A 23,821-nucleotide genomic window follows, 5' to 3' on the forward strand; every position below is an offset into this window, starting at 1 on the left:
CAAAATCACTGCCTGTTGGGCGATGTTGTGAAAACAGCGGGTCAGCAAGCGACCTGATTCAGCGGTGAAACACAGGTTTGCCAGGCGCAGGTGAAGTCGCGCAGACGACCTTGGGGCTGAAAGGTCTGACGCCAGATGCGCGCCATGCCCAGCAGATCGTCCGGCTCGGGGAGGGTAGTGTTTTGTTCTTCGACCAGCAGCCAGGCGATGGCTGTGGCATAACGCAAATTGACGGTCAGTTCGAGGTGCGGGCCGCTGAGGAAGGCATGCTGGCTGGCGAGGCCGCGAACCAGGCTGGCGCGTTCCGGATCCAGCGCCAGGTAATGATCCCAGAGGGCTTGGTGGCGGTTTTCGGCAATCCGGTACAGGCCGTGGCCACGGCGGTCATGCAGGGCGGAACCGAGAGCGGACTGGCTGGCGGCAATGCCCAGCAGCAGGGATTCGGCGGTTGCGCAGTGACGTCCCAGGTAGATCAGCGTAGGACGAATCACATAGCGGCACAGTTCGCTGGCAGCGATACCCATAAATCCCTCGGATCTTGTTATTGGGCGGCGAGGCCTGAAGGGGGAGCTTGGCAGCTGTGGATCGACTCAGGCTCGCCGGAAGCGGATCACGCCGCTTGAGTTGAAGTGTAGTGTCATATTCGCGCCGTAAAGGACTGTTTTTAAAATATTTCCGGCTCGCCGTTATAACCGTTATACCGGTTGGTGCTTAAGCGGAAAGAGGTAAAAGTGAAACATCGGGCAATAAAAAGCCCTGCATTTCAGCAGGGCTTTTGCTTTTGCAGCCATTTCGGCTTCTCAGGCGATCAATGCCTGACGGGTGCGATCAATCACGGCCTGCAGCGGTTCGGCGCTGGAGTATTGATCGGGGTACAGACGCTCGCTATGGCGGGCGATCCCGTGTTCATTGACCACGGTGAAGCTGAAGCAGCCTTTGCGAGCGGCCATGATCAGGCAGTTCATTGGAGCAAAAGCGTTGGTTAGGGTGCGAATGGCATCCTGAGTCTGGATTTGAGTCGACATAGTTATTAGGTGTTCCTACAAATGACACGGATAAGAACCGTGCAACGTTAAAACGTTCCAGTAACGTCGACCACCATTGGTCGAACGAAGAACCCGACTGGAACAAGGCAGCCAGTTCGAGCGCTATAAAAGTTGGCGCGCTTGGGCTGGCAGGTAGGTACTTAGGAGGACAGGCAACATATCAAGGGCAGAGGTTCTGGGCCCTTGGTGAAGATCCTGATCAATTTGCAGGTTGGTTCGGTCAGAGTAAGTGGTCTTCGCAACACTCTTTGCATTCGATTCAAAGACTGTGTCGTCGCAAGATTTACCTGGAAACCATCGAGGGGTCGATCCCGCTTTTTTCAGTGAAGGTCTCTGTGAGAGAAACTTGACCGTGGGGGTGTGTTCGACCGGAATTGACTTTCAGCTTGGTACTAACGCCGCGGATACTAACGGAACGAACCGCAGAAGGCAAACCCGATAATCAAAAAAAATCAGAATCCGCTGCCCGGGCTCCCCGCCTGCCCCGATCTGGCTCACTTTACGTTCGTCGGTCCCCACCACCGGAAAGATGCTGACGCTCTGCGCAGCGGCTTATCCCCAGCACGAATGCCAAAACGACCCGAAAAGGCGCATCGATATAACCGCGTAACAGGTACTTGTGCACATTAGTTGCGCAGACTGTAACGGCGCTGTCACAACAATCCTGACCCCGATGACTGCCTGCATCGAAAGTTTAAGTCAATGAAAAACATCGCTTTTTTTAACTGGTGAAAAAATCGTCAGTTTGACTGCGAGCCCCGTTCCACAAGGCTTTGCGGCGACTGGAGGGCGGTTGTCCACTGAGTTATCCACAGCTTCTGTGGATTGTCCCGAGCGCTTGCTCTAGCACGGGCGTGCCGGGTTTTTTTCGACTTTACCTGTGCGAAAAAAAGAGTAGAGTGGCGCGCCTTCCGATCTGTCCCACAGTGCTTTATGAAGTTTCGTTCCGCTCCAGAATCTGTTACCTCCCAACTCCCTCGTGTTACCGCTCCCAAGCGATTTTCCGTGCGCGTGGCCGAATGGCTGCTGGACAGCCCGCGACTTGGCGACAGCCAGAATGCCAAGCACCTCGCCGGCCGCCTGCTCAAGCAACCGGCCCGGGAAGGGGTGGTCGCGGCGCAGAGTCGCCTCGGCCAGTTGATGTGCCGCGAGTGCGGCAATGCCCGGGATCGCCGGATCGGCCAGGACCTGCTGCGCCAGGCCGCCCGCGCCGGTGACCGACGCGCGCAACAGGAACTCGGCCTGATCGAAGACTGAGCTGTCCAAGACCAGACGCCTTGGTTAACCTTCAGGCTTTATCGGATCGGCGGGAATCACTATGGCGATGGACTTGACCAGCATCCTGCTGGGGCTGGCAGGTGCGGCGGTGCCGTTGCTGGCATTGGCCTGGCAACTGCAACGTCGGGCCAGTCAGAACCAGTCTGAAGTCGCGTTGCTCGAGGAGCGGCTGGCCATGGCGCAAATGGCCCAGGACGGCCTCACTGCACAACTTGAAGCCTGCCGCGATGAAGTCGCCGACCTTGGCCAGGCCAACGCCTCCAAACAAGCGGATCTCGCGGCTGTGCGCCGGGAAGTCGAGCTGTTGCAGATCGAGCGCGATGACGCCCGTGACGCCGCCCACGCCTGGAACCTTGAACGCGCGAACAAGGAAGCCGAGTTGCGGCGCCTGGACGCCCAGGCGGCTTCGCTGAATGCCGAATTGCGCGAGCAACAGGAAAACCATCAACAACGCCTGGATGACCTGCAAGGTTCCCGCGACGAGCTGCGCGCACAGTTCGCCGAACTGGCCGGCAAGATCTTCGATGAGCGCGAACAACGCTTTGCCGAAACCAGCCAGCAGCGCCTTGGCCAATTGCTCGACCCTTTGAAAGAGCGCATCCAGTCGTTCGAAAAGCGTGTCGAGGAAAGCTACCAGGCCGAAGCCCGCGAGCGTTTTTCGCTGGCCAAGGAACTGGAGCGTTTGCAGCAACTGAACCTGCGCCTGAGCGATGAGGCAACCAACCTGACCCGCGCCCTGAAGGGCCAGAAAACCCAGGGCAACTGGGGCGAGCTGATTCTCGAGCGCGTACTTGAGCATGCCGGGCTGGAGAAGGGCCGCGAGTACCAGACCCAGGTCAATCTCAAGGGCCCGGATGGCGAGCGTTTTCAGCCGGACGTGATCATTTACTTGCCGGGCGACAAGCAGGTAGTGGTGGATTCCAAGGTCAGTCTCACCGCGTATCAGCAATACGTTGCGGCCGACGACGACGCCATCGGCCAGATCGCCATGAAGCAGCACGTGCTGTCCCTGCGCAGCCACGTCAAAGGTCTGGCCGGTAAGGATTACAAACGTCTGGAAGGCTTGCACAGCCTCGATTTCGTCTTGCTGTTCGTGCCCATCGAAGCGGCGTTTTCCGCTGCATTGCAGGCCGAGCCGTCACTGTTTCAGGAAGCTTTTGATCGCAACATCGTGATCGTCAGTCCGACCACGCTGCTCGCCACCCTGCGGGTGATTGACAGCCTGTGGAAGCAAGAGCGCCAGAGTCAGAACGCCCGGGAAATCGCCGAGCGCGCCGGTTGGCTGTACGACAAGTTCGTGCTGTTCATTCAGGATCTGGATGAAGTCGGCAATCGCTTGCAGCAACTGGACAAGGCCTACAGCGCGGCGCGCAACAAGCTGACAGAAGGGCGCGGCAACCTGGTCAGCCGCAGCGAACAGCTCAAGTTGCTCGGCGCACGAGCCAGCAAGAGCCTGCCGGCGGACCTGCTGGAGCGCGCGATGACCGATGCCGACGGCCTGGTCGAGCTGCCTGAATAAGCCGCTCTGCTAGAGCGGCAAATAACGACTCAACAACGCCCGCAACGCCGCCGGTTTCACCGGTTTGGCCAGATAATCCAGCCCCGCTGCATGAACCTGCGCCACCGTTTCCGGATGCCCGTCGGCGCTGATCACCACGCCGGGCACCGGCTCGCCCAGCCTTGTGCGCAACCAGGCCATCAGATCGGTGCCGGTTTCGCCGTGATCGAGGTGATAGTCCACCAGCGCCAATTGTGGCCGCACGCCGTCATCGAGCAGCGCCGCACATTCTTCGCGGTTGCGCGCGGTCCAGACCTGACAGCCCCAGCGCGTGAGCAGGCTGTTCATGCCGATCAGAATGCTGTCTTCGTTGTCGATGCACAGCACCTGCGCGCCGCTGTGCAATTTGCCATTGATTTCCACCGCCGCTGGCGGTTGCACGGTCTGTGCTTTGGCCAATGGCACACGGACACTGAACACGCTGCCGCGCCCCGGCCATGAGCGCACGCGCAAGGTATGGCCGAGCACGCGGCACAGACCGTCGGCTATCGCCAGACCCAGGCCCAGACCTTTTTCGGCGCGGGTCTGGTGGCTGTCGAGGCGTTTGAATTCCTCGAAGATTACTTGCTGTTTGTCCTCCGGAATTCCCGGCCCGCGATCCCACACTTCCAGACAGATTTCGCCTTTGCGCCGACGCACGCCCAGCAGCACCGGGCCTTTTGCGTAGCGGAACGCGTTGGTGAGGAAGTTCTGCAGAATGCGCCGCAGCAGCTTGATGTCGCTATCGATGCGCAACTGACTGCCCCGTACCCGGAAACTCAAGCCCTGTTCCTGAGCCAGTGCCTTGAATTCCGCGCCGAGAATATCGAACAGCTCATTGACCGCGAACGGCTTGCGATCCGGGTTGATCTTGCCGTTCTCAAGGCGGGAAATGTCCAGCAGGTCACTGATCAGGTCTTCGGCCGAACGCAGCGAACTGTCCAGATGCTGCACCAGTTTCTGCGCCTCGGCGCTCAGGCCGTCTTCCTGATGGGAGAGGGCGGCGGAGAACAGCCGTGCGGCGTTCAAGGGCTGCATCAGGTCGTGACTGACGGCGGCGAGGAAGCGGGTCTTGGACTGGTTGGCCGCCTCGGCATTGCCCTTGGCTTCGGTCAGCGCGACGTTGAGTTGCGACAGTTCCTGGGTCCGTTCGCTGACCCGTTGCTCCAGCCCTTCGTTGGCTTCGGTCAGCGCCTGCTCGGCTTCGCGGAACGCGGTGATGTCGGTGAAACTCATGACGAAACCGCCGCCGGGCATCGGGTTGCCGATCAGCTCGATCACCCGGCCATTGGGGAACAGTCGCTCGGAGGTGTGGGCGCGGCCCTGACGCATCCAGTGCAGGCGCCGGGCAACGTGAACTTCCGCTTCACCGGGGCCGCACAAACCACGCTCGGCGTTGTGGCGAATAATGTCGGCAATCGGTCGGCCGACGCTGATCAAACCGTCCGGATAGTTGAACAGCTCGAGATAGCGGCGGTTCCAGGCCACCAGTCTCAGCGACTGGTCGACCACGCTGATGCCCTGGGTAATGTTCTCGATCGCGCCTTGCAGCAGCGCGCGGTTGAACTGCAGCACTTCCGAGGCTTCGTCGGCGATCCGCACGACGTCCTCCAGCTGCATTTCTCGACCTTCGATGGCGGCTTTCACGACCGCTCGCGTTGACGAAGCGCCAAGGACACCGGCCAGCAAACGCTCGGTGTGGGCGATCCATTCGCCGTCAGCGTTCTGGTTCGGGTTGAAGCCTTTGCCCTGACGGTAGGCGAAGCGAATGAAGCTCTGCCGCGCGCGTTCTTCGCCGACAAAGCGTGCCGCCAGTTGCAGCAAATCGTCGATCTGCACCGCCAGCATCGAGCGTGCATTCGGCCGGGCGCTGATTTCCTGGCCGATAAAACGCCCGGCCTGCCAGTGCTCCGACACGCGGGTGCGCGACAGCACCGAGACCCAGGCGAACAGGGTGAAGTTGCCTGCCAGCGACAGCACCACGCCTTGGGTCAGCGGGGTGATCGGCAGGTTCAACGGGTTGCTGTGCAGCCAGGCGAGTCCGGGGAAACTGTCCAGCGACCAACCGAGGCTGCGCGCAGCGATCGGCAGGATCAAGGTGTAGAACCACAGGAACGTACCGGCGGCGAGACCGGCGAATACACCACGCCGGTTGGCCTGTTTCCAGTACAGCGCGCCGAGCATCGCCGGGGCCAGTTGGGTGACGGCGGCGAAGGCGATCTGGCCGATGGTCGCCAGGCTCGCGGTCGAGCCGAGCAAACGGTAGCTGACGTAGGCCAGCAACAGAATCAGCACGATGCTGACGCGGCGCACCGAGAGCATCCACTGACGGAACACTTCGAACGGCCGCTCGGCATTGTTGCGGCGCAGCAGCCATGGCAACAGCATGTCGTTGGAGACCATGGTCGACAGCGCCACACTCGCTACGATCACCATGCCGGTGGCCGCCGATGCACCGCCGATAAACGCCAGCATCGCCAGCGCCGGATGGGCCTGGGCCAATGGCAGGCTGATAACGAAAGAGTCGGGGATGACCGAGCTGGGCAGCATCATCTGACCGGCCAGGGCGATAGGGACTACAAACAGCGCGGCCAATGCGAGGTAGGCGGGGAACACCCATTTGGCCAGACGCAGATCCTGCGGGTCAATGTTCTCGACCACCGTCACGTGGAACTGCCGGGGCAGGCAGATGATCGCCATCATCGCCACGCCGGTCTGTACCACCATCGACGGCCAGTTGATGGTTTCTTTCCAGTATTCCTCCAGGCGCGGGGCGAGCATCGCCTGATTGAACAGGTCGTCGAAGCCGTCATACAGGCCATAAGTGACGAAGGCGCCGACGGCGAGGAAGGCGAACAGCTTGACCAGCGATTCAAAGGCAATCGCCAGCACCATGCCGCGGTGGTGCTCGGTGGCGTCGAGGTTGCGCGTACCGAAGACGATGGTGAACAGCGCGAGCACCAGCGACACGATCAGCGCGGTGTCCTGGGCGCGGGTGCCCATGGCGTCGGCGCCGGCACCGATCAGCAGGTTCACGCCGAGGACGATGCCTTTGAGCTGCAAGGCGATATAAGGCAGAACGCCGACCAGACAGATCAGCGCAACCACCACCGCCAACGACTGGGACTTGCCGTAACGGGCGGCAATGAAGTCGGCGATGGAGGTGATGTTCTCCTGCTTGCTGATCATCACCATTTTCTGCAGCACCCACGGCGCACCGAGCAGCAGCAGGATCGGCCCGAGGTAGATCGGCAGGAACGACCACAGTTGTTCGGCGGCCTGACCGACCGCGCCAAAGAACGTCCAGCTGGTGCAGTAGACCGCCAGCGACAGGCTGTACACCCAGGCACGCACCCGTGGCGGCAGCGGTGTGCTGCGACGGTCGCCGTAGAAGGCGATGGCGAACATGATGGCCATATAGGCCAGGGCGACGGCGGCGATCAGCCCGGTGGACAACGACATGGAACACTCCCGACAGAAAACGACCGGACTCGCGCCCGGTCAGACAGTCTCGCACGGGCGCGGCGGTTAGTCAGTGTCGACCAAGGTCGTGGCGCGGCGGGGTGTCGCAGGAACAGAACCGGCCGGTTCTGCGGTCAGTCCGGTTTCAGCGCGATGTCGATCAAGCGGTGCAGTTCTTCGACCTCCAGCGGCGCTGCCGAAAACAGAATGCGAAATACCACCGGGGACACCACCAGATTGATCAGCCGATCCACGCTCGGCGCCGGTTCCTTGGGGTGGCGCTCGATGATGGTCTGCAACTGCGCGCCGATGATCGCCACGCAATAGCCCGGCGTCGCACTCGCCTGCACGTCGCGCATCATGTTGCGCCCGGGTTCCGAACTCATTTCGTCGAGGTATTGTTCGGCCCACGCGCGGATGTCGCTACGCAGGCTGCCGGTTTCAGCCGGCTCGCTGTCGGGGCGCATGCGGGCGAGGGCAACGTCGGCCAGCAAGGTCGCCAGATCGCCCCAGCGCCGATAAATGGTTGATGGCGTTACCCCGGCGCGCGCCGCGATTTGCGGGACGGTCACCGTTGAGCGCTCCTGTTCTTGCAGAAGCGCGCGGACTGCCGAGTGAATCGACTCCTGCACCCGGGCGCTGCGACCGCCGGGGCGTAAACCTTCTTTAATAGCCATGCGGCAGACCTTAACACAAAGAATTTGCTTTAAGCGCAAGCCAAGAGCACACTCCGCAAAAGCAAAAAATTAGCTTTTGCGGAGTGTGCCCATGACCAGCCTTGCTTCCAACCGTTCCAGCCTGTGGTTTCTGGCGATCACCTTACTGAGTTTTCTCGCCGCTTCCACTGCGCCGACGCCGTTGTATCACCTGTATCAGGATCAGCTGCATTTTTCGGCAGCGGTGCTGACCCTGATTTTCGGCGTCTATGCCCTCAGTCTGCTGGCCGCGTTGCTGACGGTCGGTTCGCTGTCGGATCACCTGGGACGCAAACCGGTGATCTTCACCGCCGTGACGCTCAATGCGCTGTCGATGTTGCTGTTTATCTACGCCGACAGCGTGGGCTGGCTGATCGGCGCGCGAGTGCTGCAAGGTTTCGCCACCGGCATGGCCACCGCCGTATTGAGTGCGACGCTGCTGGACACCGACCGTCAGCAAGGGCCGTTGATCAACAGCGTTGCGCCGTTGCTGGGTATGGCGTTGGGTGGCATGGGCTGCGGCTTGCTGGCCGAGTTCGCCCCGGCGCCTTTGCAATTGACCTATTGGTTGCTGCTCGCGCTGTTTGTGTTGCAAGGCATCTATGTGTGGCGCCTGCCGGAAAGCGTCTCGCCGCAGACCGGGGCATGGGCCTCGTTGCGGCCGACCCTGCATGTGCCGGTTCAGGCGCGTTCGACGCTGTGGCGAGTTTTGCCGTTGAACACCGCGACCTGGGCGCTCGGCGGTTTCTATGCCTCGCTGGCGCCGTCGCTGGTGCGCACGGCTACCGGCTCCACCTCCAATCTGATCGGCGGCGCGACCGTGGCGGCGTTGACCGTGACCGGTGCGTTGATGATCTTCACGTTGCGCAATCGTCCCGCCTCCCGGGCGCTGCAACTCGGGGCGAGCCTGCTGCCGGCCGGCATCGTGCTGATTCTGTTGGGCGTGCACAGCGCCAGTCTGTCGCTGTTCTTCTTCGGCACACTGGTGGCCGGGTGTGGCTTTGGCTCCGGTTTTCTCGGAGCGGTGCGCAGTCTGGTGCCGTTGGCATTGCCCCATGAGCGCGCCGGTTTGATGTCGGCGTTTTATGTGCTGAGTTACCTGGCGTTCTGCCTGCCGGCGTTGTTGGCCGGACACTTCACCCACAGCGTGGGCCTGCTGACCACCACCGATGTGTATGGCGCGGTGCTGATTGTGCTGGCGGTCGGTGCGCTGCTGATGAGTTTCCGGGCGCAAGCGGCGAAGGCCTGCAGCGCTCCATAAGCCCGTCAGATTCGGTTAGCCTTGGCCAGCCCATTCTTCTCACGGATCGACGCATGAAGATTATCCGCAGCAAGACCTTCACCGCCGAGCGTGCCTGGGGCGCGCTCGACATCGCCAACATGAACGGCATCACCACGCGTTTGCACTGGACCGACCAGCCCTACAAATGGCACGTCAATGACGGTGAAGAAGTGTTTGTGGTGCTCGACGGCAAAGTGCTCATGCACTACCGCGAAGGAGGCGAGGAGAAGCAGGCCTTGCTCGACGTTGGCGATATCTTCTACGCCTCCATCGGCACCGAACACGTCGCTCATCCTCAGGGTGCGGCTCGGATTCTGGTGATCGAAACCGAAGGCAGTGTCTGACTGGTTATCTACAAAATAGATAACAGTTAGAGATATTACCCGTTATATAGATATTCGATTCGGTTCTACCATGATCTCAACCTCACCTGAGGACAGGAGTTCATGATGATGTGCCCCAATAGCGTCAAACCCGGCATCAAGCCATTCAGCCAGCTTCAGCACCCGCGTGAAGTGATCCGCCAATTCACCCCGAACTGGTTCGCCGCCACCATGGGCACCGGCGTGCTGGCGTTGGCGCTGGCGCAATTGCCGGTGTCCATTCCCGGCCTGCGCGCGGTGGCCGAAGGGCTGTGGATGTTCAACATTCTGTTGTTCGTGCTGTTTACCGCTGCGTATGCCGCGCGCTGGATTTTGTTCTTCGACGAAGCGCGGCGGATCTTCGGCCACTCCACGGTTTCGATGTTCTTCGGCACCATTCCCATGGGCCTGGCGACCATCATCAACGGCTTTCTGCTGTTCGGTCTGCCGCGCTGGGGCGATGGGGTCATTCAACTGGCCGAAGTGTTGTGGTGGCTGGACGTGGCGATGTCGCTGGCCTGCGGCGTGCTGATTCCCTACATGATGTTTACCCGTCAGGAACACAGCATCGATCAGATGACCGCCGTCTGGCTGCTGCCGGTGGTGGCCGCGGAAGTGGCGGCGGCCAGCGGTGGACTGCTCGCGCCGCATCTCGCCGATGCCCATTCGCAACTGGTGGTGCTGGTGACCAGCTACGTGCTCTGGGCCTTTTCTCTGCCGGTGGCGTTCAGCATCCTGACCATCCTGTTATTGCGCATGGCCTTGCACAAATTGCCCCACGAAAACATGGCGGCATCGAGCTGGCTGGCCCTGGGGCCAATCGGCACCGGCGCCCTGGGCATGTTGCTGCTGGGTGGCGACGCCCCGGCGATCTTCGCGGCCAACGGTCTGCCGGGCATCGGCGAAATGGCGTCGGGCCTGGGGCTGGTCGCCGGGATCACGCTGTGGGGCTTCGGTCTGTGGTGGATGCTTATCGCGCTGCTGATCACCGTGCGTTACCTGCGTGATGGCATCCCGTTCAACCTTGGCTGGTGGGGATTCACCTTCCCGTTGGGCGTTTATTCGCTGGCAACCCTGAAACTGGGCAGCACGTTGCACCTGACGTTCTTTAGCGTGGCCGGTTGTGTGCTGGTGACGTTGCTGGCGGTGATGTGGCTGATCGTCGGTAAACGCACCCTGCAAGGCGCGTGGCGCGGTGAGCTGTTTGTTTCACCGTGTATTGCAGGTTTGAAGAAATAACCTGCAAAGATTAGGTAATGTGTGGCCTGGATCGCGGTTCGAGATTCTTATAAGCGTAGCCAGGCCACTCGCTACCTTCTCTTTCCAAAAACAACAGGGTCACACGGAAGATGAGTCACCCCTCACAGTTCAACCTGCTGCGCACCCGGCGCTTCCTGCCGTTCTTCATCACTCAGTCGCTTGGCGCGTTCAATGACAACGTGTTCAAGCAGTCGCTGATCCTCGCCATTCTCTATCGGCTGACCATCGAGGGTGATCGCTCGATCTGGGTCAACCTGTGTGCGCTGCTGTTTATTCTGCCGTTCTTTCTGTTCTCGGCGCTGGCCGGGCAGTTCGGGGAAAAATTCGCCAAGGACGCGTTGATCCGTCTGATCAAACTGGCAGAAATCGCCATCATGGCCGTGGGATCCGTCGGCTTCCTGTTCGATCACCTGTCATTGATGCTGGTGGCGCTATTCGCCATGGGCACGCACTCGGCGCTGTTCGGGCCGGTGAAATATTCGATCCTGCCGCAGGCTTTGCGCGACGATGAACTGGTCGGCGGCAACGGGCTGGTGGAGATGGGCACGTTTCTGGCCATTCTGGCCGGGACCATCGGCGCCGGGGTGATGATGTCGTCGGTCAATTACGCGCCGGTGGTGTCCGCCGCGATTGTCGGCATCGCCGTGCTGGGTTATCTGGCCAGTCGCAGCATTCCCCGCGCAGCAGCGGCGACCCCGGAAATGCGCCTTAACTGGAACATCTTCAGTCAGTCGTGGGCGACCTTGAAACTCGGCCTGGGGCAGACGCCTGCGGTGTCGCGCTCGATCGTCGGCAACTCGTGGTTCTGGTTCGTCGGGGCGATTTATCTGACGCAGATCCCGGCTTATGCCAAGGAATGGATGCACGGTGACGAAACCGTGGTCACCCTGATTCTGACGGTGTTTTCGGTCGGTATCGCGCTGGGTTCGATGCTGTGCGAGAAGCTGTCCGGACGCAAAGTCGAGATTGGCCTGGTGCCGTTTGGCTCGTTCGGCCTGACGGTTTTCGGGTTGTTGCTGTGGTGGCATTCCGGTGGAATTCCAGAAAGCGCCGCCGGCCACAGTTGGACTGAAGTACTGGGCTTCGGCCATGCCTGGGCGGTGTTGGTCGATGTGCTGGGCCTCGGGATCTTTGGCGGTTTCTACATCGTGCCGCTGTACGCATTGATCCAGTCGCGCACCGCCGAGAACGAACGGGCCAGGGTGATCGCGGCCAACAATATTCTCAACGCGCTGTTCATGGTGATTTCGGCGATTGTCACCATCGTGTTGCTGAGCGTGGTCAAACTGTCGATTCCGCAGCTGTTCCTGGTGGTGTCGCTGCTGAACATCGGCGTCAACGCCTACATCTTCAAGATCGTCCCCGAGTTCAGCATGCGTTTCATGATCTGGCTGCTCAGCCATTCGATGTACCGCGTCGAGCATCGCAACCTTGACGCGATTCCGGATGAAGGCGCGGCGTTGCTGGTGTGCAACCACGTGTCGTTCGTCGATGCCTTGCTGATCGGCGGCGCGGTGCGTCGGCCGATTCGCTTTGTCATGTACTACAAGATCTACAACCTGCCGGTGCTGAACTTCATCTTCCGCACGGCGGGGACGATTCCTATCGCCGGACGCCAGGAAGACATTCAGATCTACGAAAAGGCCTTCACCCGGATTGCCCAGTACCTGAAGGACGGTGAACTGGTTTGCATCTTTCCGGAAGGCAAATTGACCGCCGATGGCGAGATCAACGAGTTCAAGGGCGGGCTGACGCGGATTCTCGAAGAGACGCCGGTGCCGGTGATTCCGCTGGCGTTGCAGGGGTTGTGGGGCAGTTTCTTCAGCCGCGATCCGAACAAGGGAGTGTTCCGGCGCTTGTGGTCGCGGGTGACGCTGGTGGCGGGTTCGCCGGTCGCCGTCGAAGCGGCGCAGCCAGCGGAACTGCAGGCGTTGGTCGGGGAATTGCGCGGGACAGTCAGATAATCATTGGCTGTGCTGGCCTCATCGCGAGCAGGCTCGCTCCCACAGTAGTTCCGTATTCACAGTTCCAATGTGGGAGCGAGCCTGCTCGCGATAGCGGTAGTGAATCAGGCGCTGACCTTGAGCCCGATCAATCCGGTGATGATCAGTGCAACGCTGGCCAGGCGAATCAACGCCATCGATTCGCCAAACAGGATGATCCCGGCAATCACCGTGCCCACGGCACCGACGCCAGTCCAGATCGCATAGGCCGTGCCCAGCGGCAATTCCTTCATCGCCAGACCCAGCAGGCCAAGGCTGATCGCCATGGCGGCGACGGTGAGAGCGGTGGGCAGCGGACGGCTGAAGCCGTCGGTGTATTTCAGGCCGACGGCCCAGCCGACTTCGAACAGGCCGGCGAAAAACAGAATGATCCAGGACATGGAAGACCTCCATCGATTGACGGGGCCGTCCCCTGATTGAAAACTCGATTGAGCCGCAGGGTCGTCCCCGCGTGGCGCACATACTACCTAAAAATGTGCGCCGCACCGCGATCCGGAATCAGTCGGCCGTCTGTTGTGCCAACGTCTCACGGTCTTCTTTTTCGCTCATCCGCCGGAACCAGGTCGACAGCAGCGCCCCGGAAATGTTGTGCCACACACTGAACAACGCGCTCGGCACCGCCGCCAGCGGCGAGAAATGCGCACTGGCCAGCGCAGCACCCAGCCCCGAGTTCTGCATGCCGACTTCCAGCGCCAGGGATTTGCGTTGCGGCAGCGGCAGGCCGAACAGGCGCCCGGTGAAATAACCCAGCAGATAACCGAAGCTGTTGTGCAGCATTACCACTGCCATGATCAGCAGGCCGGATTCGGCGATTTTCGCCTGGCTGGCGGCAACCACGGCGGCAACGATGATCACGATGCTGACCACCGACACCAGCGGCAGCACTTCCACCGCGTGGCGCACCTTGTCACCAAGCACACGTTGCGCGACCACGCCGAGGACGATTGGCAGCAGGACCACTTGCAGGATCGACCAGAACAATTCCATGAACGAAACCGGCAACCAGGCCGAGGCCAACAGCCAGATCAGCGCGGGCGTCAGCAGCGGGGCGAGGAGGGTGGTGACGGCGGCGATGGCCACCGACAGCGCCAGGTCGCCACGGGCCAGCCAGGTCATGACGTTCGAGGAGGTGCCACTCGGGCAGCAACCGACCAGAATCACGCCGACGGCGATTTCCGGCGGCAGATGAAAGATCTGGCACAGCAACCAGGCCATCCCCGGCATGATCACAAAGTGCGCGACCACGCCCAGTGCCACACGCCACGGATGGCGGGCGACGGCGGCGAAGTCGTCGAGCTTGAGGGTCAGGCCCATGCCGAACATCACCAGCCCGAGCAACGGCACGATCGCGCCTTTGAGGCCGAGGAACCAGGCCGGTTGCAAGAACGCGATAACCGCGAAAATCAGAACCCAGTAAGCGAAGGTGTTGCCAACAAAACGACTCAGTGCAGCCAGTGCGCGCATGGCCTGTTCCTTATTATGTGAAAACGCCACTGAAGCGGTGGCGTTTGAAGATAATCCAAAGACTGCGCAGAGGCTTAGATGCCCTGCGGAGTCTCTTCGCCGCCCAGCGCTTCAACCAGCGCCGGCAGGAAGTCGCCGAACGTCAGCATCATCAGGGTGAAGCTGGCGTCCAGTTGGCCCAGGGCTTCGTCGCCGCCGTCCTGTTCCGCCTGATCCTGCAACAGATCTTCGAATTTCAGGCGCTTGACGGTCATCTTGTCGTCGAGCATGAACGACAGTTTGTCCTGCCATGCCAGCGACAGTTGAGTCACCACCTTGCCGGTGCTCAGGTGCAGCTGGATTTCTTCGCTGGTCAGGTCCTGACGCTTGCAACGCACGATGCCGCCGTCTTCATGGGTGTCGCGCAGTTCGCACTCGTCCAGGACGAAGAAGTCCGGGGCGGCTTGCTGGGTGGTGACCCATTCGGTCATCACGGCGGTCGGCGCGGTTTTGACTGTCAGCGGACGAACCGGCAGGGTGCCGATCACTTCACGCAGGGTGGAGAGCAGGTCTTCGGCGCGTTTCGGGCTGGCCGAGTTGACCAGGATCAGGCCCTGTTTCGGCGCGATGGCGGCGAAGGTCGACGAGCGGCGGATAAACGCGCGCGGCAGGAACGCCTGGATGATTTCATCCTTGATCTGATCGCGTTCCTTCTTATAGACCTTGCGCATCTGCGCGGCTTCGATCTCTTCGACCTTCTCCTTGACCGCGTCACGCACGACGCTGCCCGGCAGGATGCGTTCTTCTTTACGGGCGGAGATCAGCAGGAAGTCACCGCTGACGTGCACCAGTGGAGCATCTTCGCCCTTGCCGAACGGCGCGACGAAACCGTAGGTGGTCAACTCCTGGCTTGCACATGGACGCGCCAGTTTGGTGGCCAGTGCAGTTTCCAGCGCCTCGGCATCGACAGGCAGGTCTTGGGTCAGGCGATAGATAAGCAGGTTCTTGAACCACATGGGGTGAGTCTCTCCTTTATACAAAGGGGGGCATTATTGTCTTCGCCGGGTCATAGGCCAACCCTTCTCTAAGCCTTTGGAAGGCCTGAGAAAATTAATTAAAAAAGTGCTTGCCAGAGGTTGGGTCGCTCCGTAGAATGCGCGCCACACCGAAGCGAAGGGTGATTAGCTCAGCTGGGAGAGCGTCTGCCTTACAAGCAGAATGTCGGCGGTTCGATCCCGTCATCACCCACCATTCGTTTCAAGTGGTTAGCGCAGCGGTAGTTCAGTCGGTTAGAATACCGGCCTGTCACGCCGGGGGTCGCGGGTTCGAGTCCCGTCCGCTGCGCCATATTCGGTAACCTGGAACACTGAACGCCAGGTCACCACGGAAAAACCCGCCAAGGCGGGTTTTTTTCTGCCTCGAGTTGTACATGCGGGATGTGTCGTTTCACCGGTTTTCGGATTTTTTTGAAAAAAAACTTCAATTAAATCAACACTTTACGAAAACTTGTGGCATAATGCGCCCCGTAACGAAGCGAAGGGTGATTAGCTCAGCTGGGAGAGCGTCTGCCTTACAAGCAGAATGTCGGCGGTTCGATCCCGTCATCACCCACCATTCGTTTCAAGCGTTTCGCGCAGCGGTAGTTCAGTCGGTTAGAATACCGGCCTGTCACGCCGGGGGTCGCGGGTTCGAGTCCCGTCCGCTGCGCCATATTCGGTCATCTGGAACACTGAACGCCAGATCACCACAGAAAGCCCGCCTGGTGCGGGCTTTTTGCTGTCCGGGATTTGGCTTTGCCGGGCCTGAACATGAGAAAGCGACCTTTGCCGGTCGCTTTTTTCGTTTCTGGCGCTGCTATTGCGCCGAGTTGCGGCTGTGCCGGTAATCACTCACCGCTTCATACACCGCTTTGCGCAGGCGGTTGATCCCGCCAATCGGGCGATGAGCGTCGATGCCGAACCAGGGATTGAACGACAGGTTGTCGCATTGCAGGTTCAACGCCGGGGTGTCGAAGTCCTGCGGGGGCAGGGTGATCCTCGCCACTGTCTGGAATGGGCTGTCCTGCTCGCGCCATTCGATGCTGGTGTCTTCGATCGGCATGTACTTGTTCGCGTCCTGGCGCTGGATCTGCAACACGAAACACGCCGGTATCCGGTCGGTCGACAGCTGCTGATTCAACGCGGTGCGCAGGAAGTTCGGCAGATCCTGGTTCTGTTTCGGCAAGGTATATGTAGGGCAGCGCTCCGGATCCGGCATCACCCGGAACTTGGCATTGGCCTCGCCGAACTTGTAGGGCGATACCGAAAAGTAGGTCGTACGTGTCGGGCTCTCTGGTGGTGGCGAAAGGGTCGCCAGCGCAATGAACAGGTGCCGAATTTGCCACTGGCGCGGATCCCACCCCGGAAAAAACGCCATGACCTTCTTGCCATCAGCCTGCGCCGCCACATTCTGACGATACTCGGCGACATCGCTGACAAAGAAGTTCGGGTGACTGAACATCACAAAGTCCTGCTCATTCAGACCCTGGCGGTCACCCAGCAACTGCTTGCCCGGCACATCGAGCAGCTTGAGCGCCATGCCCCGGGCATCGCGGATGCTGTCGAATTGCGGATAGGCGTTGCCGTTGGACAGGCGCATCGTCGCTTTCCACAGCTTGCCCGGTTCGCTGAAGACGCCCTGGCGCAACTCTTGCGCCAGATCCGGCAATACCTGCACGTCGGCCTTAACGCAGCCATGGGCCTTGGCATGGGCGTCGCGCAGGTAGCGGGTGCTTTCGCGGTGCTGGTCGACGATGCGCACGGCGGTCTGAATCACGTCCTGGGTCATGGCGGCCTCGCCGTCCGGAATCTGTTCCAGCGCCGACACCGGACCACGGTGCTGCCAGGCGAACCAGGTGGTCGCCAGGGCCCAGCCGATCATGCCGATCACCAACAAGATCAGCAAGGTTTTGCCCAGTATCCGTCCCAGCCAGAGCCAGAAACGCGCGAGCAGCGAAGGTCTTTTGAAGGAATTGAAGATCATGGCAGTTGCGCCTCCAGCGGGCCGCCCAGCACTTTCAGGTATTCCAGCAACGCCCAGCGTTCTTCAGGCTGCAACAGTCGGCCGATGACGCCGTTGCCGCGCTCGCCGGCACGGAATTCGTGGCCACTGTTGTGGTTGCCGGTAATGCGGGTGTCGAACAGGAAGCCGTTGGTGAAGGCTTCGGTGCGGTAGCCCAGATGGCGCGGGTCGTATTCGAAGGTGCCTTTATAGAAGGTGGTGGCGCGCTCGTCCTGAGGCGACAGCAACTGATAAAGGCTCGGCACCGAGCCGTTGTGCAGGAACGGGGCCGTGGCCCATACACCAGCAAGCGGACGCGCCTTGTAGGCGACTTTTTCGCGAACGCCAATCGGCAGACCGAAGCCGTCGAGCTGTGGTTTTTCGGCGACGGTGACGCCCGCTTCACGGTACGCACGGTTTTCCACGAAGGCGGTGACGTAAGCCAGTCCCTTGGCCACTGAAAGCTGGCTGAGGTCCAGCGGTTCCTTGGGTTTGGGGTGTAACTTCACGTCCATTTGTTCCAACTCCGCCGAGTTCCATTGCAGAGCGGTCAGGTCGAAGCGGTGATTGGCAATGTTGTTGGCGGCGTTCGGGTCGGTGCCGATGACTTCCACCGGTAGCATGTGCAGGTGTTGCACCCAGCGGTCGCCTTCCTGGGTCTGGCGCGGTACGTGGCACCCGGCGCAATTCTCGGCGAACAGGGCTCGGCCCTTGGCCGCCAAGGGTTTGTCGATGACGCCGAGCACCTCTTCAGGCCATGCCGGCGGTCGCAGTTTTTGCAGGGTTTCTTCGATCTTGTGCAGATCACGCACACGTACGCTGGAGGCATAGCGGTCATCGCCCTGCAGCGGCTGGCCGTTGGCGTCGAAGAAATTCAGCGTGGCGCCGACCCCCAGCGCCTCGCCGATATTGCGCGCCATCGGTTGCTGCGCCGAGCCGTTCCATTGCACCCAGTCGAAGGTCCACATGTCCCATAGCTGCGGGTAATCCACCGGGGCGTTGGCCACGCGATAGTTGCTTGGGGAGATCGCATCGCCGAAGGTCGCGTTGGCGATACGCCCGAAGGCATCGGTGCGGCCGGGGCCTTCTTCGGTGGGGTAGAGGCCGCGATGGGTGTCATTCCAGGCCACTTTGATGAAGGTGTTCAGTGAGCGTTTGAAGTCTTTGCGCAGTTGTTCGTGGCGTGCGTCGTAGTCGTTGCCCAGCACGTGGCGGGCAAAGCGCTCGAATTTCCACGGGTTGTAGTAAGTCGAGGTGAGACTGGCGACCAATGCCTGTCCGAAACTGCCGCCGCGCAATGTAGGAACGCTGGAAGGCAACACATGCTGAGCCGAGCCGCCGTCTATGCGCACTGCCTGGCCATTGAAGTGCAATTCGCCGGTGTGGCAGGCCGCGCATGTGATGTCGAGATATTGCTCGGAGCTGCCGGGATTCTGATGCCTGGCGAAACCCACCGGCAGATTGCCCGGGTTGTCCGGCGTGGCTTTCTGCTGCGGATCGATCAGAAAGCCGAAGCGCGCGAGGTATTCCGGGGAGGCAAAACGTTGCTGCGAGAAAGGCAGCTCCAGCGCCTGGAACCATTCGTAACGCAAGCCTTTGACCTGCGTTCCCTGTGGGGTGAAGTAGTAGGTCTGGCGCTCTTGCTCAGTCCACTGATCCAGGTAATGCACCTGTTTCGCGGGCGTCGGGAAGGGCAATTTCGGATTGGCGACATAGTAAAGAACCACTGCCAGGACCAGTCCCAGCAGCACCACGATCAGCGTCAGCACACGGTATAAGAGGCGCAAGATGAACATCCTTGTCGATTTGTTGCGCTGTTATGCCTGAGGCGGGTGGTGTGCGGCAAGTGGCCATTACGCCAAGTGTTGTGGGAGGTGACATCAATTGTCGTCAGAGCCAGATGACAGAAGCTTCATCACGGCGTTGGCCAAATGCGTTTTAATCCCTGAACTTATCGGAAGATTCCTGCTCTCATGCCGGTAGCCATTGGTCGTGGCGGCCTGATAAGCTCGCGGCTTTACTCGATTGCCCTTTCGGCGCATGAACAAGGAAATAGCATGAAACAGCATCGGTTGGCGGCGGCGGTTGCCCTGGTTAGCCTGGTACTCGCGGGTTGTGATTCGCAGACCAGCGTAGAGCTGAAAACCCCGGCGCAAAAAGCTTCCTACGGTATCGGCCTGAACATGGGCAAGAGCCTTGCTCAGGAAGGCATGGATGATCTGGACTCCAAAGCGGTAGCCCAGGGCATCGAAGATGCCGTTGGCAAGAAAGAACAGAAGCTGAAAGATGAAGAACTGGTCGAAGCTTTCGCCGCGCTGCAAAAGCGTGCCGAAGAGCGCATGGCCAAGATGAGCGAAGAGTCGGCAGCCGCCGGCAAGAAATTCCTCGAAGAAAACGGCAAGAAAGCCGGCGTGACCACCACCGCTTCCGGCTTGCAGTACGAAGTGGTCAAGAAAGCCGACGGCCCACAGCCTAAGCCTACTGATGTCGTGACCGTTCACTACACCGGCAAGCTGACCAACGGCACCGTATTCGACAGCTCCGTCGAGCGCGGCAGCCCGATCGATCTGCCGGTCAGCGGTGTGATCCCGGGTTGGGTCGAAGGCCTGCAACTGATGCACGTTGGCGAGAAGTACAAGCTGTACATCCCTAGCGATCTGGCTTACGGCGCACAATCGCCAAGCCCGGCAATCCCGGCCAACTCGGTTCTGGTCTTCGACCTGGAACTGTTGGGTATCAAGGATCCAGCCAAAGAAGACGCCGCTGCCGCCAAGCAATAAGCATCGGCACCGGTTTCAACAACAACGCCTCGCTTATGCGGGGCGTTGTTGCATCTGGACGATGGTCGGCGTAAACAGACCGAACCGATGCCGGTCATGGCAGTCCTAGACTTTAAGGTTGCTCGCGCTAGACGCCCGGAGCCGCCAAGTCAATGAAATATTGGGTTTTTTTATGTGTGTAAAAAACGCCCGATCTGAGCGCAGCCCTTATGAAACGGGGCTCTCAGCGCTGAAATGCAGCTCTGTTCACAAGGTTATCCACAATTTGTGTGGATAACATTTCAACGGGAGAAATAAATGAAAGCGCCGTGGAATTTCGCCCGATTCCTGCCTTTGGCCGGACGTTTGCTGGCTCGAGGCCGCTTGCCGACCTTGTTGTTCGCCGTGGCCAGCAAAGGCGCCGCCCAAGGCAATCGCCTCGGCAAGCTGAAGGACGATTTGCGTCTGTTGCAGGCGCTGTGCCTGGCGTACTGGCGCGGCGAATACCGCGCGATCAGCGCCAAGGCGATCGTTTCGGTGGTGGCCGGTCTGATGTACTTCCTCAGCCCGGTGGATGCGATCCCGGATTTCATTCCCATGTTCGGCATGCTCGATGACATCGCCGTTCTCGCCTGGCTGATGAAAACCCTCGACGATGAACTGAACGCCTTCCGCCTGTGGCGTCAGCGCCAGGCGCCGGAAAAGCTCAGAGTGGTCGAGCGTCTGCCCGATACGCCCGAGCAACTTCAGCTTCAGGGGCCGAAAAAGTCCTGAATCGCGACAGCCTCTTATACAGATAGATACCCCCCACGACCTTGGCCGCTGTTAGGATTACACTTCTAGGGAAAAGTGCCGACTCGCTAAGTGTTGTTGTCCTACGGGGTAGTCATGGATATTCAGATAATTGCACGCGATGGCGAACCCGAATATGCGGTTCTGCCATGGGCTCAGTATCAGGCTCTACTGAAAGCAGCAGGCATCAACGAAGCACCGTCGCAACCGGCTCCAGCGCCGCTTGCGGCAACCCCGGACCCGATTCTTCCAGGTCTGGATCAGTTACGCAGTTTGCGCGAAGGGAAGGGCATCGCCATCGAGGCGCTGGCCCGCACGGTAGGCATCAGCCCGTCTTACCTGGCCATGATTGAAAGTGGCGAGCGTCTGCCCGACGCCGCGATTCGCCGCAGCCTGGCCTGGGAGTTGACGGTGCCAGGGTGGAGGGAACAATCGTGAGCGTACGCATCAGTCGTCAACATTGGGACGGATTGCTGGGGGAGCTGGATCAGGCGCGCAGGCAGCGCCATCTTTTGACTTATCGAGCCTTGCTTGAACGTCTGCAACTGCCCACGCCGGCCATGCAGACATTGACTGCTGCACTGGAGCATCTCGCCGCACTGGACGCGAAAGCCGAACAACCGTTGCGCAGTTCGCTGGTGATCAGCCAGGGTGCCAGTCGCCTGCCACGCACCGGTTTCTTTGAGTGTGTCGAGCGCCTGGGGCGTTTTTCCGGGCCGTCCGACGGTGTTGCCGCCGCCTCCTGGCATGCCTCGGAAGTGGTACGGGTGTTTGAGTACGAGTACCCGGAATCGGCGGAGGCCTGAGTGTTTTTACGACTCAAGGCGCGGGCAAGTTACTGGCTGGCCCGTAGGCTGTTTCACTGGTCGTGGTTTGTTCGTCAGCCCCGCGGCTGGCGCTGGCTCGAAGGGCAGTTTGCGCGCATGGCCAACCTGGGCGATGTCGGCGCGCAAAGTTTTTACGGGCACATCCTGACGTTTCGCGGGGTTGGCTTGGGCGCGCGTGAAGAAGGTGTACGGTTGTTGCGACTGGCAGCGCTGGCCGGGGATGGCAAAGCGGCGTATCAGGTCGGTGTCATCAGTCTTGCAGGTACGCCGAGCAAAGCGCCAGATCCTTCGGAAGCCGCTCGCTGGTGGACCATGGCCGCCAAGGCCGGGCATCCGTTGGCCGAGCTCAAGTTGAAAGAGCTGGCTCGTCGAGACGCTTCTCAATAAGCAAATCACCTGTTCCGTGAACGGGGCGTGAGGGAAACCTCCCGCCCCGTTTTTGCGTCTGCAATTCGATAAAAAATCAGTTACAGACTTCTCCTACATTCTCTGCCTACTCGCCTGACTTCTTTTCTGATTGATCCCCCGCACAGTCCCTCGCCTGATTTTTGCGCGAGGGAACGCATATGTTCGACCCGGTTTTTCGTTTCGCCATGCGCATGGGAATGCGCTGATGGATGCCGTCACCCGCATCGAGCAAGAACTCGACAGCTTTCCCCGCACCCTCGATCTCTATCGCGAACAGCTGAAGCACTGGCTCAGTCGCTCGGCAGACGGCGTCAGTCATGCGGCCGATCTGCCGTCGCTGATGGGGATGGAGCGGATCATCCGTTTCGGCGAGCACAGCACGGCGGTTGCGATTGACGACGGCCGTTTTACTTCTGCGATCGTGCAATGCCCGCAATCCGGGCCGATGGAGATCGAGAGCAAGTTCGAGTCGGCGTACGACATTCCGTTGGGCGGCATCGTTGTCGATGTGGTGGCGGTGGAGGGCGGCGCAGTCAAGTCCGTCACCCTTGATGCTCAGGGCAAAGGGGAGTTCACCGGTGAGGCGGGCAAGTTTTATCGGGTGGTGGTGCACGGCGAGGCCAGCGAGCAGCAGGTTGATGCGCTTTTCGAATCCTACGATGGCCTGACTCGGCAGCTGGATGGCTGGCTGCGCAGCGAGTGGCAGGGATTCAAGCCGCAATGGTCGCAGTCGGTGGTCACAGCAGCCGGGAACGGCATGCTGGCCGGGAGCTGGGCGGCTATCGAGGGAGTGTGGGACAGCATCGGGTTGCTGTCGGAGATCCTCAAGAATCCGCTCGAGTTTGGTGGTCGTCTGGGAGACAGCGCGACAGCGTTGGCCGAGTTCGCGGTGTCGATGCCCGAAAAGATGGAGCAGCTCCAACTGCTCGTCAGTGACGAGGCGGCGCTGTGCCTGTTGCTGCGTACCGCCAGCCTCTGGCTGGAGATGCTGCCACCTAATGAAATTGCCGGAAAAACCGCCGAGGCCGTCTCGATGGTGGTGGTGCAACTGCTGATCGATGTGTTGATCAGCGTTGTGCTGACCTTTGTCGGTGCCGGGGCGGGGATTGCGTATCTGACCTTGCGTCTGGCGGAGCGTGGCGCTCAGTTGCTGTCGGCGGTGACGCGCCTGGTGAAGGCGATGTTCGGCATCGTCAGCACCTTCATCGGCTACGTGAACCAGTACAAAACCGTCGCCGCACGAGGCATCGCCGCCGGGGTGAAAAAGGGCCGCATGCAATTGCGCTGGGATGCCCGGCGTAATGCTTCCCTGAAAAAAGACGAGCACCACGACGACACGCCAGATCAGGCGAAGAACCCCAACGGTGACAGCGCCGATTGTGCGCCGAGGACCTGCACCAATGGCTGTCCGGTGTCGATGGTCACCGGCGAAGAGCTGCTAACGCTGACCGATGGTGTGCTCGATGGGCTGCTGCCATTCGAGTTCAGCCGGTTGTACCGCAGCAGTGCGGCCGAGATCGACGTCGGGCTGGGGTTTGGCTGGAGTCATTCGCTGGCGCATCGGCTGGAGATTGATGGCGCTTCGGTGGTCTGGGTCGACCATGAGAACCGGCGCACGCGGTTTCCGT

The 23,821-nt window shown here is 60.5% G+C and carries 21 protein-coding genes and 4 tRNA genes; 16 read left to right on the forward strand and 9 right to left on the reverse strand.

Annotated elements, in window-relative coordinates; translation table 11 throughout:
- Positions 1 to 41: 41 nt before the first annotated feature.
- Positions 42 to 524 carry a hypothetical protein gene (locus tag CAG25_RS13300; RefSeq protein WP_085611479.1) on the reverse strand — a complete coding sequence of 161 codons (483 nt, stop codon included), beginning with the start codon at positions 522 to 524 and terminating at the stop codon, positions 42 to 44.
- A gap of 276 nt (positions 525 to 800) precedes the next feature.
- Positions 801 to 1,025, reverse strand: a complete 225-nt coding sequence (locus CAG25_RS13305) for a hypothetical protein (RefSeq protein WP_007950419.1) — start codon at positions 1,023 to 1,025, stop codon at positions 801 to 803.
- 954 nt (positions 1,026 to 1,979) lie between these two features.
- Between CAG25_RS13305 and CAG25_RS13315 the strand changes: the two genes are divergently transcribed.
- Positions 1,980 to 2,303, forward strand: a complete 324-nt coding sequence (locus CAG25_RS13315; protein ID WP_085611478.1) for a hypothetical protein — start codon at positions 1,980 to 1,982, stop codon at positions 2,301 to 2,303.
- Between the two features lie 175 nt (positions 2,304 to 2,478).
- Complete coding sequence (gene rmuC, locus CAG25_RS13320) at positions 2,479 to 3,843, forward strand: DNA recombination protein RmuC (RefSeq protein ID WP_178076463.1); 1,365 nt, start codon at positions 2,479 to 2,481, stop codon at positions 3,841 to 3,843.
- A 9-nt stretch (positions 3,844 to 3,852) separates the two neighbouring features.
- Here the strand turns inward: rmuC and CAG25_RS13325 are convergent, their stop codons facing one another.
- Positions 3,853 to 7,323 (reverse strand): hybrid sensor histidine kinase/response regulator, encoded by a 3,471-nt coding sequence (locus CAG25_RS13325; RefSeq protein ID WP_085611476.1) that lies wholly within the window; start codon positions 7,321 to 7,323, stop codon positions 3,853 to 3,855.
- Between the two features lie 134 nt (positions 7,324 to 7,457).
- Entirely contained in the window at positions 7,458 to 8,000 is a 543-nt protein-coding gene (locus tag CAG25_RS13330; protein ID WP_064378684.1) for a TetR/AcrR family transcriptional regulator, read from the reverse strand.
- Between the two features lie 91 nt (positions 8,001 to 8,091).
- On the opposite strand from CAG25_RS13330, the gene CAG25_RS13335 reads away from it, so the two are divergent.
- The 4 genes from CAG25_RS13335 (at position 8,092) to CAG25_RS13350 (ending at position 12,886) form a co-directional block, all read left to right on the forward strand.
- Positions 8,092 to 9,279 carry an MFS transporter gene (locus CAG25_RS13335; RefSeq protein WP_085611475.1) on the forward strand — a complete coding sequence of 396 codons (1,188 nt, stop codon included), beginning with the start codon at positions 8,092 to 8,094 and terminating at the stop codon, positions 9,277 to 9,279.
- Positions 9,280 to 9,332: 53 nt separating this feature from the next.
- A complete protein-coding gene (locus CAG25_RS13340) occupies positions 9,333 to 9,644 on the forward strand; it encodes a cupin (RefSeq protein WP_085611474.1) in 312 nt (103 codons plus the stop codon).
- Positions 9,645 to 9,749: 105 nt separating this feature from the next.
- Positions 9,750 to 10,901 carry a TDT family transporter gene (locus CAG25_RS13345; RefSeq protein ID WP_085611473.1) on the forward strand — a complete coding sequence of 384 codons (1,152 nt, stop codon included), beginning with the start codon at positions 9,750 to 9,752 and terminating at the stop codon, positions 10,899 to 10,901.
- Between the two features lie 110 nt (positions 10,902 to 11,011).
- On the forward strand, positions 11,012 to 12,886 hold the full coding sequence (locus CAG25_RS13350; protein ID WP_085611472.1) for an MFS transporter: 1,875 nt from the start codon (positions 11,012 to 11,014) through the stop codon (positions 12,884 to 12,886).
- A 104-nt stretch (positions 12,887 to 12,990) separates the two neighbouring features.
- Here the strand turns inward: CAG25_RS13350 and sugE are convergent, their stop codons facing one another.
- The 3 genes from sugE to rdgC all read right to left on the reverse strand — a co-directional run bounded on the left by sugE (position 12,991) and on the right by rdgC (position 15,384).
- Positions 12,991 to 13,305 carry a quaternary ammonium compound efflux SMR transporter SugE gene (gene sugE / locus CAG25_RS13355; protein ID WP_008077894.1) on the reverse strand — a complete coding sequence of 105 codons (315 nt, stop codon included), beginning with the start codon at positions 13,303 to 13,305 and terminating at the stop codon, positions 12,991 to 12,993.
- 118 nt (positions 13,306 to 13,423) lie between these two features.
- On the reverse strand, positions 13,424 to 14,389 hold the full coding sequence (locus CAG25_RS13360) for a bile acid:sodium symporter family protein (RefSeq protein WP_085611471.1): 966 nt from the start codon (positions 14,387 to 14,389) through the stop codon (positions 13,424 to 13,426).
- Between the two features lie 74 nt (positions 14,390 to 14,463).
- A complete protein-coding gene (gene rdgC, locus CAG25_RS13365; protein ID WP_085611470.1) occupies positions 14,464 to 15,384 on the reverse strand; it encodes a recombination-associated protein RdgC in 921 nt (306 codons plus the stop codon).
- A 159-nt stretch (positions 15,385 to 15,543) separates the two neighbouring features.
- Here rdgC and CAG25_RS13370 point away from each other — a divergent pair.
- The 4 genes from CAG25_RS13370 to CAG25_RS13385 all read left to right on the forward strand — a co-directional run bounded on the left by CAG25_RS13370 (position 15,544) and on the right by CAG25_RS13385 (position 16,078).
- Positions 15,544 to 15,619: transfer RNA gene (locus CAG25_RS13370), tRNA-Val, on the forward strand.
- 19 nt (positions 15,620 to 15,638) lie between these two features.
- Positions 15,639 to 15,715: transfer RNA gene (locus tag CAG25_RS13375), tRNA-Asp, on the forward strand.
- A 191-nt stretch (positions 15,716 to 15,906) separates the two neighbouring features.
- Positions 15,907 to 15,982, forward strand: a tRNA-Val gene (locus CAG25_RS13380).
- Positions 15,983 to 16,001: 19 nt separating this feature from the next.
- Positions 16,002 to 16,078 (forward strand) — tRNA-Asp (locus tag CAG25_RS13385).
- Between the two features lie 144 nt (positions 16,079 to 16,222).
- Here the strand turns inward: CAG25_RS13385 and CAG25_RS13390 are convergent.
- A complete protein-coding gene (locus CAG25_RS13390) occupies positions 16,223 to 17,359 on the reverse strand; it encodes a catalase family protein (protein WP_178076462.1) in 1,137 nt (378 codons plus the stop codon).
- A gap of 26 nt (positions 17,360 to 17,385) precedes the next feature.
- Positions 17,386 to 19,194 (reverse strand): di-heme-cytochrome C peroxidase, encoded by a 1,809-nt coding sequence (locus tag CAG25_RS13395; protein WP_085611654.1) that lies wholly within the window; start codon positions 19,192 to 19,194, stop codon positions 17,386 to 17,388.
- A 270-nt stretch (positions 19,195 to 19,464) separates the two neighbouring features.
- On the opposite strand from CAG25_RS13395, the gene CAG25_RS13400 reads away from it, so the two are divergent.
- The 6 genes from CAG25_RS13400 to CAG25_RS13425 all read left to right on the forward strand — a co-directional run.
- Positions 19,465 to 20,187: an FKBP-type peptidyl-prolyl cis-trans isomerase gene (locus CAG25_RS13400; protein ID WP_039769851.1), complete on the forward strand. Its 723-nt coding sequence runs from the start codon at positions 19,465 to 19,467 to the stop codon at positions 20,185 to 20,187.
- A gap of 297 nt (positions 20,188 to 20,484) precedes the next feature.
- Positions 20,485 to 20,940: a YkvA family protein gene (locus tag CAG25_RS13405; protein WP_007950434.1), complete on the forward strand. Its 456-nt coding sequence runs from the start codon at positions 20,485 to 20,487 to the stop codon at positions 20,938 to 20,940.
- A 114-nt stretch (positions 20,941 to 21,054) separates the two neighbouring features.
- Complete coding sequence (locus tag CAG25_RS13410; protein WP_007950435.1) at positions 21,055 to 21,396, forward strand: helix-turn-helix transcriptional regulator; 342 nt, start codon at positions 21,055 to 21,057, stop codon at positions 21,394 to 21,396.
- Positions 21,393 to 21,764, forward strand: a complete 372-nt coding sequence (locus CAG25_RS13415; protein ID WP_003223109.1) for a hypothetical protein — start codon at positions 21,393 to 21,395, stop codon at positions 21,762 to 21,764. The genes CAG25_RS13410 and CAG25_RS13415 overlap by 4 nt, the downstream gene beginning before the upstream one ends.
- Positions 21,765 to 22,172, forward strand: coding sequence for an SEL1-like repeat protein (locus CAG25_RS13420; protein WP_085611468.1), 408 nt, complete (start codon positions 21,765 to 21,767; stop codon positions 22,170 to 22,172).
- Between the two features lie 226 nt (positions 22,173 to 22,398).
- On the forward strand, positions 22,399 to 23,821 hold a 1,423-nt coding region (locus tag CAG25_RS13425), incomplete at its 3' end, for a DUF6531 domain-containing protein (RefSeq protein ID WP_256576183.1).

Origin of the sequence: Pseudomonas sp. B16(2017) (assembly GCF_002113205.1) — a bacterium.
Lineage (GTDB): Bacteria > Pseudomonadota > Gammaproteobacteria > Pseudomonadales > Pseudomonadaceae > Aquipseudomonas > Aquipseudomonas pharyngis.

Bases quoted from the DNA above. Each gene is read 5' to 3' on its own strand.
- CAG25_RS13400 (WP_039769851.1), top strand. From the start codon at position 19,465: ATGAAACAGCATCGGTTGGCGGCGGCGGTTGCCCTGGTTAGCCTGGTA.
- CAG25_RS13360 (WP_085611471.1), bottom strand. From the start codon at position 14,389: ATGCGCGCACTGGCTGCACTGAGTCGTTTTGTTGGCAACACCTTCGCT.
- CAG25_RS13300 (WP_085611479.1), bottom strand. From the start codon at position 524: ATGGGTATCGCTGCCAGCGAACTGTGCCGCTATGTGATTCGTCCTACG.
- sugE (WP_008077894.1), bottom strand. From the start codon at position 13,305: ATGTCCTGGATCATTCTGTTTTTCGCCGGCCTGTTCGAAGTCGGCTGG.
- CAG25_RS13345 (WP_085611473.1), top strand. From the start codon at position 9,750: ATGATGTGCCCCAATAGCGTCAAACCCGGCATCAAGCCATTCAGCCAG.
- CAG25_RS13335 (WP_085611475.1), top strand. From the start codon at position 8,092: ATGACCAGCCTTGCTTCCAACCGTTCCAGCCTGTGGTTTCTGGCGATC.
- CAG25_RS13315 (WP_085611478.1), top strand. From the start codon at position 1,980: ATGAAGTTTCGTTCCGCTCCAGAATCTGTTACCTCCCAACTCCCTCGT.
- rdgC (WP_085611470.1), bottom strand. From the start codon at position 15,384: ATGTGGTTCAAGAACCTGCTTATCTATCGCCTGACCCAAGACCTGCCT.
- CAG25_RS13410 (WP_007950435.1), top strand. From the start codon at position 21,055: ATGGATATTCAGATAATTGCACGCGATGGCGAACCCGAATATGCGGTT.
- CAG25_RS13305 (WP_007950419.1), bottom strand. From the start codon at position 1,025: ATGTCGACTCAAATCCAGACTCAGGATGCCATTCGCACCCTAACCAAC.
- CAG25_RS13350 (WP_085611472.1), top strand. From the start codon at position 11,012: ATGAGTCACCCCTCACAGTTCAACCTGCTGCGCACCCGGCGCTTCCTG.
- CAG25_RS13405 (WP_007950434.1), top strand. From the start codon at position 20,485: ATGAAAGCGCCGTGGAATTTCGCCCGATTCCTGCCTTTGGCCGGACGT.
- CAG25_RS13325 (WP_085611476.1), bottom strand. From the start codon at position 7,323: ATGTCGTTGTCCACCGGGCTGATCGCCGCCGTCGCCCTGGCCTATATG.
- CAG25_RS13340 (WP_085611474.1), top strand. From the start codon at position 9,333: ATGAAGATTATCCGCAGCAAGACCTTCACCGCCGAGCGTGCCTGGGGC.
- CAG25_RS13330 (WP_064378684.1), bottom strand. From the start codon at position 8,000: ATGGCTATTAAAGAAGGTTTACGCCCCGGCGGTCGCAGCGCCCGGGTG.